The organism is Tessaracoccus rhinocerotis, assembly GCF_007197885.1.
GTDB lineage: Bacteria > Actinomycetota > Actinomycetes > Propionibacteriales > Propionibacteriaceae > Arachnia > Arachnia rhinocerotis.
On the sequence record NZ_VKKG01000003.1, the window covers coordinates 152,436 to 167,352 of the forward strand.

Sequence of the window (14,917 nt, forward strand, 5' to 3'; positions counted from 1 at the left end):
AACGATCCGTCGCCGGTGACGACCCGGGGGTACGAACTCCCAGAGTGTGGTTACCAGCTACCGCGGTCGGCCGTCAGGGCGACCCACTAGGATCGAAAGACCAATCACTCGGAAGGCAGCAAGACATGGCAGGCGAAACCCAGATCACGCTGGTCGGCAACCTCACCGCCGACCCCGAATTGCGCTTCACCCCCAACGGTGCGGCCGTCGCGAACTTCACCGTCGCGTCGACGCCCCGCAACTTCGACCGTCAGACCAATGAATGGAAAGACGGCGAGGCCATGTTCATCAACTGTTCGGTCTGGCGCCAGTACGCCGAGAACGTTGCCGAGACCCTCTCCAAGGGGTCCCGCGTCATCGTTCAGGGGCGCCTGAAGGCACGTAGCTACGAGACCCGCGAGGGCGAGAAGCGCACCGTGTTCGAAGTTGACGTCGAAGAGGTTGGTCCCGCACTGCGTTACGCAACGGCCAAGGTCACCCGCACCAGCGGTGGCGGCGGCGGTGGCGGCAACTGGCAGGGCAACCAGAACCAAGGCTCCCAGGGCGCCCAGGGCAACAACTCCGGATCGCAGGACCCGTGGGGCAGCAGTGGCGGAAACGCCGGCGGCAACCGCGGTGGCAACGATCCGTGGGCACAGTCCAACGCCGAAGAGCCTCCGTTCTGATCCACAGCTACAACTGGCCGAACACGGCCAGCTGGCACATTCCGTCGAAAGACGGGCTTCCAGGGTCTGACCAGGCCCAGCACACAAGGAGAGCACCACAATGGCCGGTCCACAGCGCAAGCCTGTGAACAAGAAGAAGATCATGCCGGTGAAGACGACTCGCGTCGCCAACATCGACTACAAGGACACCAACACGCTGAAGCGGTTCATCTCGGAGCGGGGCAAGATCCGCGCCCGTCGAGTGACCGGACTGTCCGTCCAGGACCAGCGCAAGGTCGCCCTCGCCGTCAAGAACGCCCGTGAGGTGGCCCTGCTGCCCTACGCCTCGACCGCTCGCTGATAGGAGAAGAACTCATGAAGCTCATCCTCACCAGCACCGTTGACAAGCTCGGCATCGCCGGCGACGTCGTCGAGGTCAAGGACGGCTACGGCCGCAACTTCCTGCTTCCCCAGTCCAAGGCCATCCGTTGGACCAAGGGCAACGAGAAGCAGATCGAGGGCATCAAGCGCGCTCGTGACGCTCGCGAGATCCGTGGCGTCGAGCACGCCGCCGAGATCCGCAAGCAGCTCGAGGAGCTGTCCGTCTCGGTCCCCGCGAAGGTCTCCGACAAGGGACACCTGTTCGGCTCCGTCACCGCCTCCGCACTCGTGCAGGCAGTGAAGAAGGCCGGCGGCCCGTCGCTGGACAAGCGCACCGTCAGCTTCACCAAGCCGGTCAAGTCCCTCGGGGCCCACACCGCCGAGGTCAAGCTGCACCAGGCCGTCACCGCTCACGTCCCGTTCGAGGTCGTCGAGGGCTGATCGCCCAGCAACTCCGGAGGACCCCCACCGTTCGCGGTGGGGGTCTTTCGCGTTCTCAGCCGCCCGCGCGCCCGTCCAGCTCGTCGACGAGTTTCTTCGGTGCCGTCATTCGGTAGGAGTCGTCCACCCACTCGGCCAGCTCGTCCCAGTCGGTCTCCTCGTCGATGTCGAACCCGAGCCAGCCGAACGGGCCGATGTAGCCGGGCACCCAGCAGGTGGGCAGTCCCCGAGCGGCCAGGCGCTCGTCCTCGGACAGCAGCAGGCACACCGACTGCGGGTGCTGCACCCACTCCCCGTCCGTCTTCGTGCTCATGCCGTAGTAGGCGAACACCTTCCTCGTGAAGAACACGGGCCGCCCGTGGGCGATCTTCTCCCCGGCCCCGGGGAGCGCCAGCGCCAGGTCCCGGAAGCGCTGCAGGTAGGGGTCGTCCTCGCTGAACCTGGGTGGGTGGGCCACTGCTACTGCCCCCGCTCGGCCGGGAGGGTGTAGAACTCGAGCGCGATGTCGTCGGGGCCGCGGAAGGCGATCAGTCGCCCGCTCAGACCGTTCGCGGCAGGGGATCGGGTGACGCCGAGCTGGTCCAGTCGCTCGCCCCAGGCATCGAGCTCGGCGTCGGTGACGGCGAAGCTCAGGTGGTCCAGCCCAACCCGCCGTTCGTCGAAGCCCGCCGGGTCGGCGTCGCCGTGGTTGATGAAGGTCACCATCACCGAACCGCGCTTGCTGAGTGCCTTGTCGAGGCCGTTGTGCTCCAGCCGCGTCAGGAGGCGGAACCCCAGCACGCGGTTGAACCACTCTGCAGCGGCCCCGACGTCCGTGACGGTCAGGGTGACGTGGTGGATGCCGTGGATCTCGGGTTCCGTCATGTGGCGAATCCTACGTACCGGTGCGGCATGCTGGGGCCATGACGCGAATCAATTGGGCAGATGGCACCTGGACGCACGAACCCGTGGCGGTGAAGCAGGACGGTGACGCGCTCGTGGTGGAGGCCGCCGAGGGCAGCGACGCCTGGCGCCACACCAGCTACGGCTTCGTGCACGACTCCGAGCACGCGCTCGTCGTGCCGTTCCCGCAGGACCATGCCATGGAGGTGGAGATCGCCGTCGACTTCTCCGAGCAGTTCGACCAGGCAGGCATCTTCCTGCGCCAGGACGAGGAGCACTGGGTGAAGGCGGGCGTCGAGTACGCGGACGGCCTGCTCCAGGCCGGCGCCGTGGTCACGTGGCCCCGCTCGGACTGGTCCGTGGCCCCCGTCCCGGACTGGAACGGCCGACGCGTCACCATCCGCGCCTCCCGCACCGGCGACGCCGTCACCATCAGGGCCCGCCGCGACGACGAGTCGTGGCAGTTCCTGCGCGTCATCCCCGTCCCCGAGGCGGCGGAGCTGAACGCCGGCCCGCTCGCCTGCGCCCCCACCCGGGCGGGCCTGCGCGTGCGCTTCCTGGACTGGCGCCTCACCGCCGCCGACGACTCGCTCCACTGAGCAGGCGCACGCGATGACGCGGACACCGATACCAGTGGTGCTGGACGTGGACACCGGCGTCGACGACGCCCTGGCCCTGATGCTCGCCGTCCGGCATCCCGCCCTCGACGTGCGGGCGGTGACGTGCGTGGCGGGCAACGCGTCGCTGGAGCAGGTCGTGGACAACACCCTCGCCGTGCTCGAGCTCTCCGGCGCGGGCCCGGTCCCGGTTGCGGCGGGTATGTCGACGCCCCTCGTGGAGCCCGCCCGCAGCGCCGGCCACGTCCACGGCGGCAACGGACTGGCCGACCTGGCCCGCCCGGCCCACGGGCGCCGAGTCGAGCCCGTGCACGCGGTCGAACTGCTCCGCGCCACGCTGGAGGCCACCTCCGAGGCCGTGACCCTGATCGCGCTCGCGCCCCTGACCAACATCGCCGTCCTGCTCCGGATGTACCCACGGCTCGCCGAGCGCATCGCCGGCATCACAATGATGGGCGGCGCCATCTTCGTCGGCAACGCCACCCCGTCGGCCGAGTTCAACGTCTGGCACGACCCGGAGGCCGCCGAGATCGTGCTCGGCTGTGGGCTGCCCGTGACGATGTACGGACTCGAGCCGTTCCGGAGGGTGACGTGCGACGCGGATGACATCGCGCGGCTCCGCGCCGCCGGGGATCCCCTGCGGCGCACCGCCGGGGACCTGCTCGCCCACCTGGACGGCGTCACCGGGGAGGATGCCTCCGGCGGCCGCGTCGTCGGGATCGGCGACGCGGGCGCCGTTTGCGCAGTGATCGACCCGGAGGGTGTGACGAGGCGTCGCGCGCCGGTGTCGGTGTCCCTGGCTCCGGGGATCACCCGCGGCCGCACCGTCGTCGACCTGCGGACCAGCACCGACACGGCACGCCCGGCAGAGGAACCCGACGGCCCCGTCGAGGTGGTCACGGACGTGGACGGCGCCCGCTACCGGAGGCTTTTCCTCGAAGCCCTGGCCTGACGGGGGCACGCCGGTAGGGTCGAGGCATGAGGATCATCATCATCGGAGGACATGGACAGGTGGCCCTGTTGGCCGCTCCGCTCCTGGTGGGGGTGGGTCACCAGGTGACGTCGGTGATCAGGTCCGAGGAACAGGTGGCCGACGTCGAGGCCACGGGGGCGACGGCGCTCGTCGCGGACATCGAGAGCCTCGGCCGCGACGCGATTGGGGGGCTCGTCCGGGGTCACGACGCCGTGGTCTGGTCCGCGGGGGCCGGCGGTGGCAATCCGCAACGCACCTACGCCGTCGACAGGGACGCCGCCATCCGGACCATCGACGCGGCCCAGGCCGAGGGCGCTGACAGGTTCATCATGGTGTCCTACGCCGGCGCCGGCCGCGACGACGTACCCCAGGACAGTTCCTTCCGCCCGTACGCCGAGGCGAAGGCCGACGCCGACGGCCACCTGCGCAGGTCCGAGCTGGTGTGGACCATTCTCGGTCCCGGAAGGCTGACGCTCGAGGAGGGGTCGAACCACATCGAGTTCGGCAACCACGTCACCGGGGGCGACACCTCGCGCGCGAACGTGGCGCAGATGATCCTCGCCACGGTGGGTCGCACCGACCTCGCCGGCACCAAGATCGACTTCCGCGACGGCAACATCGCCATCGACGAGGCCGTCGAGATGATGGCCCGCGAGTTGGCAGGCGACCCGGTCTCCCATGTTCGCGAGGGGTTCCCCAAGCCGTTCCCGGAGCCGCCCGTGCCGGACGACCTCACCGGGCGCTGACGCTGCGTCGCTGAACTCGGGTCGGGTCCAGACAACCTGTACAGTCGTGGTTGAGTCTTCAACTATTGGAGGAATGGAATGGCACGGATCACAGTCATCGGTGGCACCGGGTACGCAGGCAGGGGGATCGTCGAGGCGGCGGTCGAACGGGGTCACGAAGTGACCTCCTACAGCCGCCACCTGCCCGAGGACCGACTCGACGGCGTCGAGTACAGGACCGGTTCGTTCGCCGAGGAGGACGTCGCCCGTGAGGCCGTCGACGGCTCCGACGTGGTGGTGGTGGCGGTTCCGCCGCGCGGGGAGATGGTGGGACGAGTCGGCGGCGCGATCGCGCAGCTGGCCTCGATCGCACAGGATTCCGGGGCCCGGCTCGGCGTGGTCGGAGGTGCCGCGTCGCTGAGGGTGGCACCGGACGGGCCGCGGATCCTGGACGGCGACGTCCCGGCGGAGCTCAAGCCAGAGATGCTCGAGATGGCCCAGGTGCTCTCCGACCTGCGGGCCGCGGACGAGGCCCTGGACTGGTTCTACTTCAGCCCCGCAGGTGGCTTCGGCTCGTTCGCGCCGGGGGAGACCACCGGCAAGTACCGTCTCGGCGGCGAGGTCCTCGTGACCGACGCCCAGGGCAACTCGAACCTCTCCGCCGGTGACCTCGGAATCGCGATCCTGGACGAGATCGAGAAGCCGGCCCACCGTCGCGAACGGTTCACCGCCGCCTACTGAGCCGATCCCTCAGGGCTTGCGCAGGAGCTCCCCGATCGCCGGGTGCGCCTCGCTATAGCCCTCCAACAGCGCCCGGCCGAGGCGGGGCGAGTCCACCAGCGGGTGGAGCGAGAACCCCTCCCAGGCCCGGTCCCGGCTGCCGGTGGCGGCGGCGTCGGCGATGGCCTGCTCCGAGGCGCGCAGGCGGGCCATCTGGCCGAGCATCCCCAGCCCCAAGGGCGCGACCGGCAACGGGTGCACTCCCGTGCCGTCGACGGTGCAGGCCACCTCGACCACGACGTCGTCCGGGAGCCCTTCGACGACGCGCCGGCCGGGTGCGAGCCGGGTGCGCCCGGCGGGGCCCGACCCGACACGCCGCACCGGATCGTCGGAGGGGTGGCCCGCCACCTCCGGTCCCGATCCGCTGGGCGTGTTGGGTCGCCCGGTGCCGTTGCCCACGTTCAGGATCATCCGCTCCGGCCGGCCCGTGACGAGGGCGTTCATGACGCGCAGCGCCACCTCCTGGTAGCCGCCGCCGGCGACGTCCTCCTCGCGCCGCTCCTCGTCGGCCTCGCGCGCCTCGGCCATGTAGGTGGCCTCCCGCTCGTGGAGCACGTCGCGCCACAGCGCCAGCGGCGAGGCGCAGCCGTCGGCGTGCGCGTAGAAGCGGTCCTGCTGCTGGTGGAGGAACTGGCCGCGGGTCTGCTCGGAGTCCTTGATGCGTGCGATGGCCTCATCGGTCTTCAGGTAGTAGTACAGGTACTCGTTGGGCAGGCAACCGGTGGCGCGGACCCAGTCCTTGCCGATCAGCCGGGCCTCCTCGACGTGCTCGAGCTGGTCGTCGGAGGCGAGGACCTGCGGCAGCCGGTCGGTGCCGTCGATGCTCACCGACCGCAGCCAGCCGAGGTGGTTCAGCCCGATGTAGTCGTAGTCGACGCGGTCCAGGTCCTGCTCGAGGGAGACCCCGAGCAACCGCGAGACGCGCCGTACCAGGCCGATCGGGGTGTCGCAGATCCCCACCACGCGGTCGCCGAGGACCTCGCGCATGGTCTGGGTGATGATCCCCGCGGGGTTGGTGAAGTTGATGGTCCAGGCGTTGGGCGCCACGTCGGCGATCGTGCGGGCGACCTCGCGCATCACCGGGATGGTGCGCAGCGCGTAGGCCAGGCCGCCGGGGCCGATGGTCTCCTGACCCAACAGCCCCAGGTCCAGTGCCACCCGTTCGTCCTGGATCCGCCCGGCCGACCCGCCCACGCGCAGCGCCGCGAACACGAAGTCGGCGCCGGTCAGGGCCTCGCGCAGGTCCGTGGTGACCCGCAGCCGGGGTGTGTCCTCGCGGCCGGCAGCGCTCTCCTCGACCACGCGTCGCACCGCGTCCAGCCGGCCCGGCGACGAGTCGTGCAGCACCACCTCGTGGATGAGGTCGCTGCCGCAGACCGCTTCGTGGACGAGCGGGGCGCGGAATCCGCCGCCGCCGAGGATGACGAGCTTCATGGTTCCGAGCCTAACCGGCCCCGCGGCATAGACTCCTGTGGGTAACCGATTGGGGGACGATCGCCATGAAGGACCACGAGCACGACGACGACTTCTGCCCGACCTGCTGGGCGTGGGATCCCTTGGCCGAATCGCGAGCCCAGGGCGACCCGCCGCTGGACGTCCTCACCACCGGACCGCTGTTCTTCGACCTGATCTTCACCGGACTGCCGCGCCTGCCCGAGCCGGGGGAGGAGCTCCACAGCGCGGGCATGGGTTCGTGCCCGGGTGGGATCGCGAATCTTGCGACCGCGGTCGCCCGGCTGGGGCTGCGCACCGGCCTGGTGGCCGGATTCGGCGACGACGCCTACGCCGACTGGATGTGGGAGACCCTCGAGGGGCAGGAACGCATCGACCTGTCCGCCTCCCGCCGGTTCGAGAACACGCACTCTGCTCTCACGGTCTCGATGGCTTTTCGCGGCGACCGCGGGATGGTCACCCACACGCACGGGCTGCCGGAGTCGCTCGAGCCGAACCTGCTCGCCGCCCCGCGGGCCCGCGCGGCGGCCGTCGACCTCAAGATGAACACCTCCTGGTGGGAGGAGTTGAGCAACCGCGGCACCCTGATCTTCGCCGACGTCGGCTTCGACGAGAGCGGCCTGTGGGACTCGGCGGACCTCGAGCCACTGGACCACTGCCACGCCTTCACCCCCAACGCGGTGGAGGCCATGCACTACACCCGCACCTACTCGCCCAGCGACGCGGTGCGCCGGCTGGCGGACCGGGTGCCGGTCGCGGTCGTCACCGACGGCGTCAGCGGGTCCTTCGCGATCGACCAGACCACCGGCGAGGAGGTGTTCTGCCCCGCCCTGTCCGTCCAGGCGATCGACCCCACCGGCGCCGGGGACGTGTTCGCCGCGTCGTTCATCCTGGGCAGCATCGCGAAGTGGCCGCTCGAGCAGCGGCTGCGGTTCGCGTCGCTGAGCTCGTCGCTGGCGGTGCGGGAGTTCGGCGGTTCCCTCGCGGCACCCGGCTGGGGCGACATCGCGGACTGGTACCGCAGCCTCGCAGCCAAGTCCCGCGCCGGGGACCTCCGTGCGGGTCACGTCCTGCGCGACTACGGGTTCCTCGAGGACCTCATCCCGAAGCACCAGGTGCAGGGCGTGCGCCGGGCACAGGGCACGTTCGCGTCAGCCTCCGACGCGGGTGAGCACGCCCACTTCGGGGAGGCCCGCCCGCGCCGGGTGTGACCACAGTGCGGATGAAAACGATTTCGGGGCCTTGTGGAGCTGAGATCACGGCGTGTCGCGCACGCTGGTCACCATGGCCTTCCGACGGTGCGGGTCCGGCCCACTCAGGCCCCATCGGACCACTGCCGTCGAGAACTTCCCCAGGACGTTGCCGACCGCATCGAAGAACCGCCCGGTCGGGAGCCCTAGTTCCTGCCTCGCCCACACCGGGAGCGACGCGATCGCCCCGGCGGCCAGCATCCAGTAGCCGGGCCGGGCGGGCCACGGGACCGGCGGCGTCCGCAGGATGAAGTCGACGGTGTCGCGCGCCGCGGGGGACGCCCGCAGCTCCGGCCGGAAGGCGGTGAGGGCGGCGGCCAGGTCTGCCTCGGTGCGAGGCAGGTCGACGGCGCCGAGGAGTTCACCCACCGGGGCGGCCTGGGCGACGTACTCGTCGCGCTGTGCGGCGGTGAGGCGACGGTCTCCGTAGCGCTTGAAGCCCTCGAGGAAGCTCTCGGTCTCGGCGATGTGGACCCATGCCAGCAGGTGCGGGTCCGACGCCCGGTAGGGGGTGCCGTCGTCGGTCTTGCCGCGGACGCGTTCGTGGATGTCGCGGATCCGGCCGATCATCGCCTCCGCCGAGGGGACCGGTCCGTAGGTTGTCATCGCGATGAACTCCGAGGTGCGCTGCAACCTGCCCCAGGGGTCGGAGCGATAGCCGGAGTGGCCGGCCACGCCAGCCATCGCGGCCGGGTGGAGGGCCTGCAGCAGGAGCGAGCGGATGCCGCCCGCGTACATGGCCGCGTCCGAGTTCACGTGCCAGATGACGTCGCCCTCGTCGTGCCAGCGCTCACCCGGCGCGCCCCAGATCTGGGCGGCCTTGGCGTCGGCGTCGGGGCCGGCCACCCTACTGCGAAGCACGCGTCCGAGGCCGAGTCGCAGCTGTTCAACGGGATTCCACATGAACCAAGCGTAGGCGAGCTCCCGAGACGCTTCGGAGGCGAGACCGATACCAAAGTGTGACCTGCTTCCTGGGCATTGGACGTTTCCACCCGGCGGGCCCCGGACTAGGCTGCGGGCGTGGCTGAACCCATCCAGATCCTCCCAGACGGCACCATAAAGCAGGTGAACCCGTTCTCCGGGACCCAGGTGTGGACAGTCCCCGGCAGGGGCCACAGACCATTGGGCGCACCCGGAGGGCGGGACCGTCCCATCGAGCCCGAACGCGCCGGCAGGCACTGCGCATTCTGTGAGCTGCGCTACCTCGACACCCCGCCCGAGAAGGCGCGGATGGTCCGCAACGAGACCGGCTGGGAGCGCATCGACGCCGTTGCTGCGAACCGCCTGTACGAGACCAGCGCCGAGTTCCGCCGAGTGCCCAACTTGTTCGAGATCCTCTCGCTCGACTACTGGGAGGACAACCACAAGCACCGCATGCCCACGCGGATCAGGCTCCGGATGCAGGAGTACCTCGACGCTCCCGAGGGCCGCGAGCACGTGCTGCGCGTCGCGCGGCTGAAGGCCGAGGCCTACGGCGTCGACGACGCCGGCTGGGAGTTGCTCTCGGAGGCGGAGCGCCTCGACTACGTCGACAACTTCTTCGACGGCGGCCACGACGTCATCATCGCTCGTCGGCACTACGTCGACGGCGCCACCAACGAGAGCCAGCTGGCGTCGTCGGGTGCGCTGACCCCGGAGGAGCACGCCCAGTTCGTGCGGTTCACCATCTGGGCCATGGCCGACCTGTACCGCTTCGACCGCAACGTTCTCTACGTCAGCGCGTTCCAGAACTGGCTGCGGCCCGCCGGAGCCAGCTTCGACCACCTCCACAAGCAACTCGTGGCCATCGACGAGCGCGGCATCCGGGCCGAGGAGGAGTTGGCGCGCCTGCGCACGCGCCCGAACTTCTACAACGAGATGGCCGTGGACAAGGCGCAGGAGTACGGGCTGCTGCTGGCGGAGAACGAGCACGCCGTCGCCTTCGCCGGGTTCGGCCACCGGTTCCCAACGCTGGAGGTGTTCTCCAAGTCGCCCAGCACCGTGCCGTGGGAACACACCACGGAGGAGGTGCGCGGGATGTCGGACCTGCTGCACGCCTGCCACGCCGCAACCGGATCCGAGATTCCCACCAACGAGGAGTGGTACCACCAGCCGCGCGACGTCTACGTCGCCATGCCCTGGCGGGTCCTGCTGAAGTGGCGGGTCTCCACCGTGGCCGGGTTCGAGGGCGGAACCAAGATCAACGTCAACACGATCTCCCCGTTCGCGCTCCGTGAGCGCGTGCTTCCCCGGCTCGAACACCTCCGCTCCGACGGCGCGATCGCCGCCATGCGGTTGGGCGACGAGTGCAACGGACCGCGGAACCGGCTCCGATACCTGGGGTGATCGTGCCAGCGGGTCGGTTCGAGTTCGAGCAGTCCTCGACCGTTGCGCGGATATCGCTGGCGCTGGATGCGGTTGGCCTGCGCCGTCTGGTCGCGCTTGCGCTGCAGCGTAGGTGAACCGGAGGAGCGGAGGCCAGTTCGCGACAGCGCAGGCGAGCTGGCAGGGGGCTGGGTCGGGCGGGCGTGGGACGATGGGGACGTGCCCAGTGATGCCCCAGCAGAAATGACCCGCGACGAACTGCAGCGTTATTCACGCCAGATCATGCTGCCCCAACTCGGGACGACGGGGCAGGAACGCATCCGCTCGGCACGGGTCCTCGTGATGGGGGCCGGTGGGCTGGGTTCGCCGGTCCTGCTGTACCTCGCCGCCGCCGGCGTGGGGACGCTCGGGATCGTGGACGACGACGTCGTCGACGCCACCAACCTGCAGCGGCAGGTGATCCACGCGACCTCCGACATCGGCCGCTCCAAGGTCACCTCCGCCGCCGAGAAGGTACGCGCCCTCAACCCCGAGGTCGAGGTCGTGGAACACCACGGCCGCCTGACCAGCGCCAACGCACTCGAGGTCCTTGCCGACTACGACCTCGTGGTCGACGGCACCGATAATTTCCCGACCCGCTACCTGGTCAGCGACGCCGCCGAGATCCTCGGCATGCCCTGCGTGTGGGGCGCCATCTTCCAGTTCGCGGGCCAGGTTGCAGTTTTCGACGCCGCCGCCGGCCCGACCTACCGTGACGTCTTCCCCGAACCGCCCGCGCCGGGCACGGTCCCGTCCTGCGCCGAGGGCGGAGTGGTGGGCGTGCTGCCCGGGATGGTGGGGACCGCGATGGCGAACGAGGCCATCAAGGTGGTCACGGGCATCGGCCGCAGCCTGCTCGGCCGGCTGGTGGTGCTCGACGCCCTCGACTTCAGCTGGCGCGAGATCACGGTGAAGCCCGACCCCGACCGCGAGCCCGTCACCGAGCTCATCGACTACGACGCCTGGTGCGGAGTGCCCGCCGCCCAGGCCGCCCACGCCGCTGGCGGCATGATCAGCGTCGGGGAGCTCTCCACCCTGCTCGCGGACCGGGCGGCCGGCAGGACCGACTTCGACCTGCTGGACGTGCGGGAGCCGGGTGAGCACGAGATCGTCAGCATCGACGGCGCCCGCCTGGTCCCGCTCGGACGCCTCGTGGCCGGCGACGTCGAACTGGACCGGAACCGCGACCTGATCATCCACTGTCGCACCGACGTCCGCTCGCGGCAGGCCCGCGACCTCCTCGTCGCGGCCGGTCACCCGTCGGTCCGGGTGGTGCGTGGGGGAGTGCTGGCCTGGGTCGCCGAGGTGGAGCCCTGGAAGGCCACCTACTGAGCCCTTCCGGCTGTCGGTGACGAGGCGTAGTGTCTGGATTCCCGACGAAGTGAGGACAGGCCAATGGCTCATGGTGACATCACACACATCGACATCCCCGTCACGGATTTCGCGAAGGCGTCGAAGTTCTACGGAGACCTGTTCGGCTGGAACATCGCCGAGATCCCGGGGTTCGAGGGCTACCCGATGTGGCAGGCGCCGAACCAGGTCTCCGGCGGTGGGCTCGCGCCCCGCGGGGAGGGATTCACCCAACCGCGCTCGTACGTGGAGGTCGACTCCATCGACGAGGTGCTCGCGAAGGCGGAGGCCAACGGGGCACGGGTCACGATGCCCAAGGGCGAGATCTCACCCACCAGCTGGTGGGCCGCCTTCGAGGATCCCGACGGCAACCACATCGGCCTCTACGAGGGCACCACCGCCACGGATTGAGGCTCAGATACCCAGGATCAGCTTGGCGATGAGGAAGTAGACCACCAAGCCGGTGGCGTCGACGAACGTGCTGATGAAGGGGTTGGAGAACACCGCGGGGTCTGCACGCACGGCCTTGGCCAACAGCGGCATCAGACCCCCGACGGTGGCTGCCAGCGCGCACATCACAAGGAGGGTGAGGCCGATCACGCTGCCGATTCCGACGTCGTAGATCAGCGAGGTGATGGCGAACCCGAGGCTGCCCATCACCAACCCGAGGGTGGCGCCGGTGGCCAGCTCCCTGCCCAGCACCTTCATCGCGTCCCGGGGCCTCACCTCTCCGAGGGCCAGTGCGCGGGTCACCGTGGTGGCGGCCTGGTTCCCGGTGTTGCCGCCGGTGCCGATCAGCAGCGGGATGAACACCGAGAGCACCACCAGTTTGCCGATGGTCTCCTCGAACACTTCCAGCACCTGGACGGTGAGGCTGGCGCCGATCGCTAGCACGAGCAGCCACACCACGCGGGAGCGCACGATCCGGATGATCGGGGTGGAGAGGTAGTGCCGTCGCAGTGGCTCGGCGCCACCTTGGCGGGCGAGGTCCTCCGACTCGGCCTCCTCGATGATGCGCAGCGCGTCGTCGACGGTGAGGATGCCGACGAGGCGCTCCTCGGAGTCCACCACGGGCAGTGCCAGGTGCCGGCGCTCGGCGCAGCGTCGGGCCGCGTCCTCCGCCGGCTCGGTGGCGTCGGCGGTGTCCGCGGGGGAGATGAGTTCGGCGACCAGGGTGGTGGGGGCCGCAGAGATCAGGTCCCGCAGGCTCACCACGCCCAGGAGGCGGCGCGTGTTGTCGGTGACGCAGATCGTGTAGATCGTCTCGCTGTCGTCCACGACGTCTCGGACGTGGGCCAGTGCGGTGGCGACGTCCTGTTCCCCGTGCACCACCGCCACCTCGGGGCTCATCTGGCGCCCGATCGAGCGCTTCGGGTAGCCGAGGACGGTGGTGGTCAGGAGGCGCTCGTCGTCGGAGAGCCCCGACATGAGCCGCGTCGCGATGCCCGCCGGGAGCTCGTCGAGGAGCGTGACCCTGTCGTCGGGGTCCATCGGCTCGAACACAGCAGCGGTCTCGTCGGTGCGCAGCACACGGACGAGGTCGCCCTGGGACGCGGGATCCAGGAGCTCGAACACCTCGAGGGCGCGGTCCTTGGGAAGGAGCCGGAACGCGACGGCGCTCTCGCTCGCCTGGAGGCGGTCGAGTTCGTCGACGACGTCGCCGGTGCTCGCGCGGGCGAGGAGCTCCTGCGCACGGGTGAGGTCGCGCGCCGCGAGGGTGCGCTCGAACTCCTCCGGCTCCAGGACGGACTGCACTTCCATGGTTTGCTCCTGGGTTTGCTGGATCAGACGGCGACGTGCAGCAGGGTCTCGCCGCCCGCCGTGACGGTGGCGGAGGGCGAGCCCTCGAGGGTGAGGGCGACGGTCAGGCGTTCGCCGTCGGCGCCCACGGCGTCGTAGCTGTAGGAGGTGTTGGTGAGGGCGGTGGTCTCCGTGCGGGCGGTGGTCAGCCACGGGTGGCGACGGCGCAGGGAGATCAGGTCCTGGTGCAGGCGGTGCGCCCACTCGCCGATGGACGACAGCTCGGCGGGGCTGTCCGGGAAGGGTGGACGGACCTCGTCGTCGCCGCCGACGCGCTCGGACTTCGTGCCGTGGAAGGCCTGCTCGTCGCCGTAGTAGACCGAGGGGATACCCGCCACCGTGAACAGCACGACGTGGGCGAGGGCGGCGCGCGGGGCCTCCAGGGTGGTGGCGATCCGGGTGACGTCATGGTTGCCGACGAACGTCTGCGGGACGAAGGTCTTGAGGAGCTCGTTGTGCCGCTGCAGACACCAGTCGAGCTCGAAGAAGTTGCCGTCCTTGAGTGAACTCCAGGTGGCCTTCCACAGCTCGTACTGGGTCAGGGAATCGAGCCCGCTCTGCTCGACGATCGCCACGACGTCGCCGTGGATCACCTCGCCGACGAACCACGCGTCCGGGAACTCGGAGCGGACGCGGGGGAGCACCTTCGCCCAGAACGACGGCACGACGGCGTAGGCCGCGTCCAGGCGCCAGCCGGAGATCCCCCGGCGCAGCCAGTGCAGCATCACCTCGACCACGAGGTCCACGACTGCCTGCGACTCGTGGTTGAGCTCCACCAGGGAACCGTGGCCCTCGAACACCGCTGGCTCACCCGTGGCCGGGTCGAGCACGAACAGGTCGCGCTCGGGGCCGCCCTCGACTGCCCGGGCGAATGCGGGGTGACCACGCCCGACGTGGTTGAAGACGCCGTCGAGCAGGATCCGGATCCCGCGTCTGCCGCACTCGGCGACGAGCCGGTCGAAGTCCGCCTGGTCGCCCAGGCGGGGGTCGATCCTGAAGAAGTCGGTGGTGTCGTAGCCGTGGCTCTCGGACTCGAAGACGGGGCCCAGGAGCAGGCCGTTGCAACCCAGCTCGATGACGTAGTCCAACCAGTTCTCGAGGCGGCCCAGGCGAGGGCGGAGCTCGCGCCCGGCCGCGTCGTCGGGGCGGATGGGGGCGCCGGTGAATCCCAGCGGATAGACGTGCCACCAGATGGCGTGCTCGCTCCAACCCATGGTGCCTCCTCGTTCGTGGACTCGACTCGGTCCAACCGTACTGCCCCCGCCCGCCGGTGAGTTGT

General features: G+C 69.9%; 17 protein-coding genes. 11 read left to right on the forward strand and 6 right to left on the reverse strand.

What is annotated here, in order from left to right:
- Window positions 1-125: 125 nt before the first annotated feature.
- From FOJ82_RS08855 to rplI, 3 genes are all read left to right on the forward strand, one after another.
- Window positions 126-665: a single-stranded DNA-binding protein gene (locus FOJ82_RS08855; protein WP_143938128.1), complete on the forward strand. Its 540-nt coding sequence runs from the start codon at window positions 126-128 to the stop codon at window positions 663-665.
- A gap of 100 nt (window positions 666-765) precedes the next feature.
- Window positions 766-1,005: a 30S ribosomal protein S18 gene (rpsR, locus tag FOJ82_RS08860; protein ID WP_143938129.1), complete on the forward strand. Its 240-nt coding sequence runs from the start codon at window positions 766-768 to the stop codon at window positions 1,003-1,005.
- A gap of 14 nt (window positions 1,006-1,019) precedes the next feature.
- Window positions 1,020-1,466 (forward strand): 50S ribosomal protein L9, encoded by a 447-nt coding sequence (rplI, locus tag FOJ82_RS08865; protein WP_143938130.1) that lies wholly within the window; start codon window positions 1,020-1,022, stop codon window positions 1,464-1,466.
- Window positions 1,467-1,521: 55 nt separating this feature from the next.
- On the opposite strand, the gene FOJ82_RS08870 is transcribed toward rplI, so the two are convergent.
- Both FOJ82_RS08870 and FOJ82_RS08875 read right to left on the reverse strand, forming a co-directional pair.
- Window positions 1,522-1,923: an MmcQ/YjbR family DNA-binding protein gene (locus tag FOJ82_RS08870; RefSeq protein ID WP_143938131.1), complete on the reverse strand. Its 402-nt coding sequence runs from the start codon at window positions 1,921-1,923 to the stop codon at window positions 1,522-1,524.
- A 2-nt stretch (window positions 1,924-1,925) separates the two neighbouring features.
- On the reverse strand, window positions 1,926-2,330 hold the full coding sequence (locus FOJ82_RS08875) for a VOC family protein (protein WP_143938132.1): 405 nt from the start codon (window positions 2,328-2,330) through the stop codon (window positions 1,926-1,928).
- Between the two features lie 38 nt (window positions 2,331-2,368).
- Here FOJ82_RS08875 and FOJ82_RS08880 point away from each other — a divergent pair, with 38 nt between their 5' ends.
- The 4 genes from FOJ82_RS08880 to FOJ82_RS08895 all read left to right on the forward strand — a co-directional run bounded on the left by FOJ82_RS08880 (window position 2,369) and on the right by FOJ82_RS08895 (window position 5,404).
- Entirely contained in the window at window positions 2,369-2,947 is a 579-nt protein-coding gene (locus FOJ82_RS08880) for a DUF1349 domain-containing protein (RefSeq protein ID WP_143938133.1), read from the forward strand.
- Window positions 2,948-2,960: 13 nt separating this feature from the next.
- Window positions 2,961-3,917, forward strand: a complete 957-nt coding sequence (locus FOJ82_RS08885) for a nucleoside hydrolase (protein WP_143938134.1) — start codon at window positions 2,961-2,963, stop codon at window positions 3,915-3,917.
- Between the two features lie 26 nt (window positions 3,918-3,943).
- Complete coding sequence (locus FOJ82_RS08890; protein ID WP_143938135.1) at window positions 3,944-4,684, forward strand: SDR family oxidoreductase; 741 nt, start codon at window positions 3,944-3,946, stop codon at window positions 4,682-4,684.
- Window positions 4,685-4,762: 78 nt separating this feature from the next.
- Window positions 4,763-5,404, forward strand: coding sequence for an NAD(P)-dependent oxidoreductase (locus FOJ82_RS08895; RefSeq protein WP_143938136.1), 642 nt, complete (start codon window positions 4,763-4,765; stop codon window positions 5,402-5,404).
- A 9-nt stretch (window positions 5,405-5,413) separates the two neighbouring features.
- On the opposite strand, the gene FOJ82_RS08900 is transcribed toward FOJ82_RS08895, so the two are convergent.
- Window positions 5,414-6,877: a family 4 glycosyl hydrolase gene (locus FOJ82_RS08900; protein WP_143938137.1), complete on the reverse strand. Its 1,464-nt coding sequence runs from the start codon at window positions 6,875-6,877 to the stop codon at window positions 5,414-5,416.
- Window positions 6,878-6,942: 65 nt separating this feature from the next.
- On the opposite strand from FOJ82_RS08900, the gene FOJ82_RS08905 reads away from it, so the two are divergent.
- The gene (locus FOJ82_RS08905; RefSeq protein WP_143938138.1) at window positions 6,943-8,106 is read left to right on the forward strand and encodes a carbohydrate kinase family protein; all 1,164 of its coding nucleotides are present in this window, start codon (window positions 6,943-6,945) and stop codon (window positions 8,104-8,106) included.
- A gap of 45 nt (window positions 8,107-8,151) precedes the next feature.
- On the opposite strand, the gene FOJ82_RS08910 is transcribed toward FOJ82_RS08905, so the two are convergent.
- Window positions 8,152-9,048, reverse strand: coding sequence for an oxygenase MpaB family protein (locus FOJ82_RS08910; RefSeq protein WP_143938139.1), 897 nt, complete (start codon window positions 9,046-9,048; stop codon window positions 8,152-8,154).
- A 117-nt stretch (window positions 9,049-9,165) separates the two neighbouring features.
- Here FOJ82_RS08910 and FOJ82_RS08915 point away from each other — a divergent pair, with 117 nt between their 5' ends.
- From FOJ82_RS08915 to FOJ82_RS08925, 3 genes are all read left to right on the forward strand, one after another.
- Entirely contained in the window at window positions 9,166-10,470 is a 1,305-nt protein-coding gene (locus FOJ82_RS08915; RefSeq protein ID WP_143938140.1) for a DUF4921 family protein, read from the forward strand.
- Between the two features lie 198 nt (window positions 10,471-10,668).
- On the forward strand, window positions 10,669-11,820 hold the full coding sequence (moeB, locus tag FOJ82_RS08920; protein WP_246099817.1) for a molybdopterin-synthase adenylyltransferase MoeB: 1,152 nt from the start codon (window positions 10,669-10,671) through the stop codon (window positions 11,818-11,820).
- Window positions 11,821-11,883: 63 nt separating this feature from the next.
- Window positions 11,884-12,249: a VOC family protein gene (locus tag FOJ82_RS08925; RefSeq protein ID WP_143938141.1), complete on the forward strand. Its 366-nt coding sequence runs from the start codon at window positions 11,884-11,886 to the stop codon at window positions 12,247-12,249.
- A 3-nt stretch (window positions 12,250-12,252) separates the two neighbouring features.
- Here FOJ82_RS08925 and mgtE read toward each other — a convergent pair whose 3' ends face one another.
- The gene (gene mgtE / locus FOJ82_RS08930; RefSeq protein ID WP_143938142.1) at window positions 12,253-13,599 is read right to left on the reverse strand and encodes a magnesium transporter; all 1,347 of its coding nucleotides are present in this window, start codon (window positions 13,597-13,599) and stop codon (window positions 12,253-12,255) included.
- Window positions 13,600-13,622: 23 nt separating this feature from the next.
- Window positions 13,623-14,852, reverse strand: a complete 1,230-nt coding sequence (locus FOJ82_RS08935) for an alpha-amylase family protein (RefSeq protein WP_143938143.1) — start codon at window positions 14,850-14,852, stop codon at window positions 13,623-13,625.
- Between the last annotated feature and the right edge of the window lie 65 nt (window positions 14,853-14,917).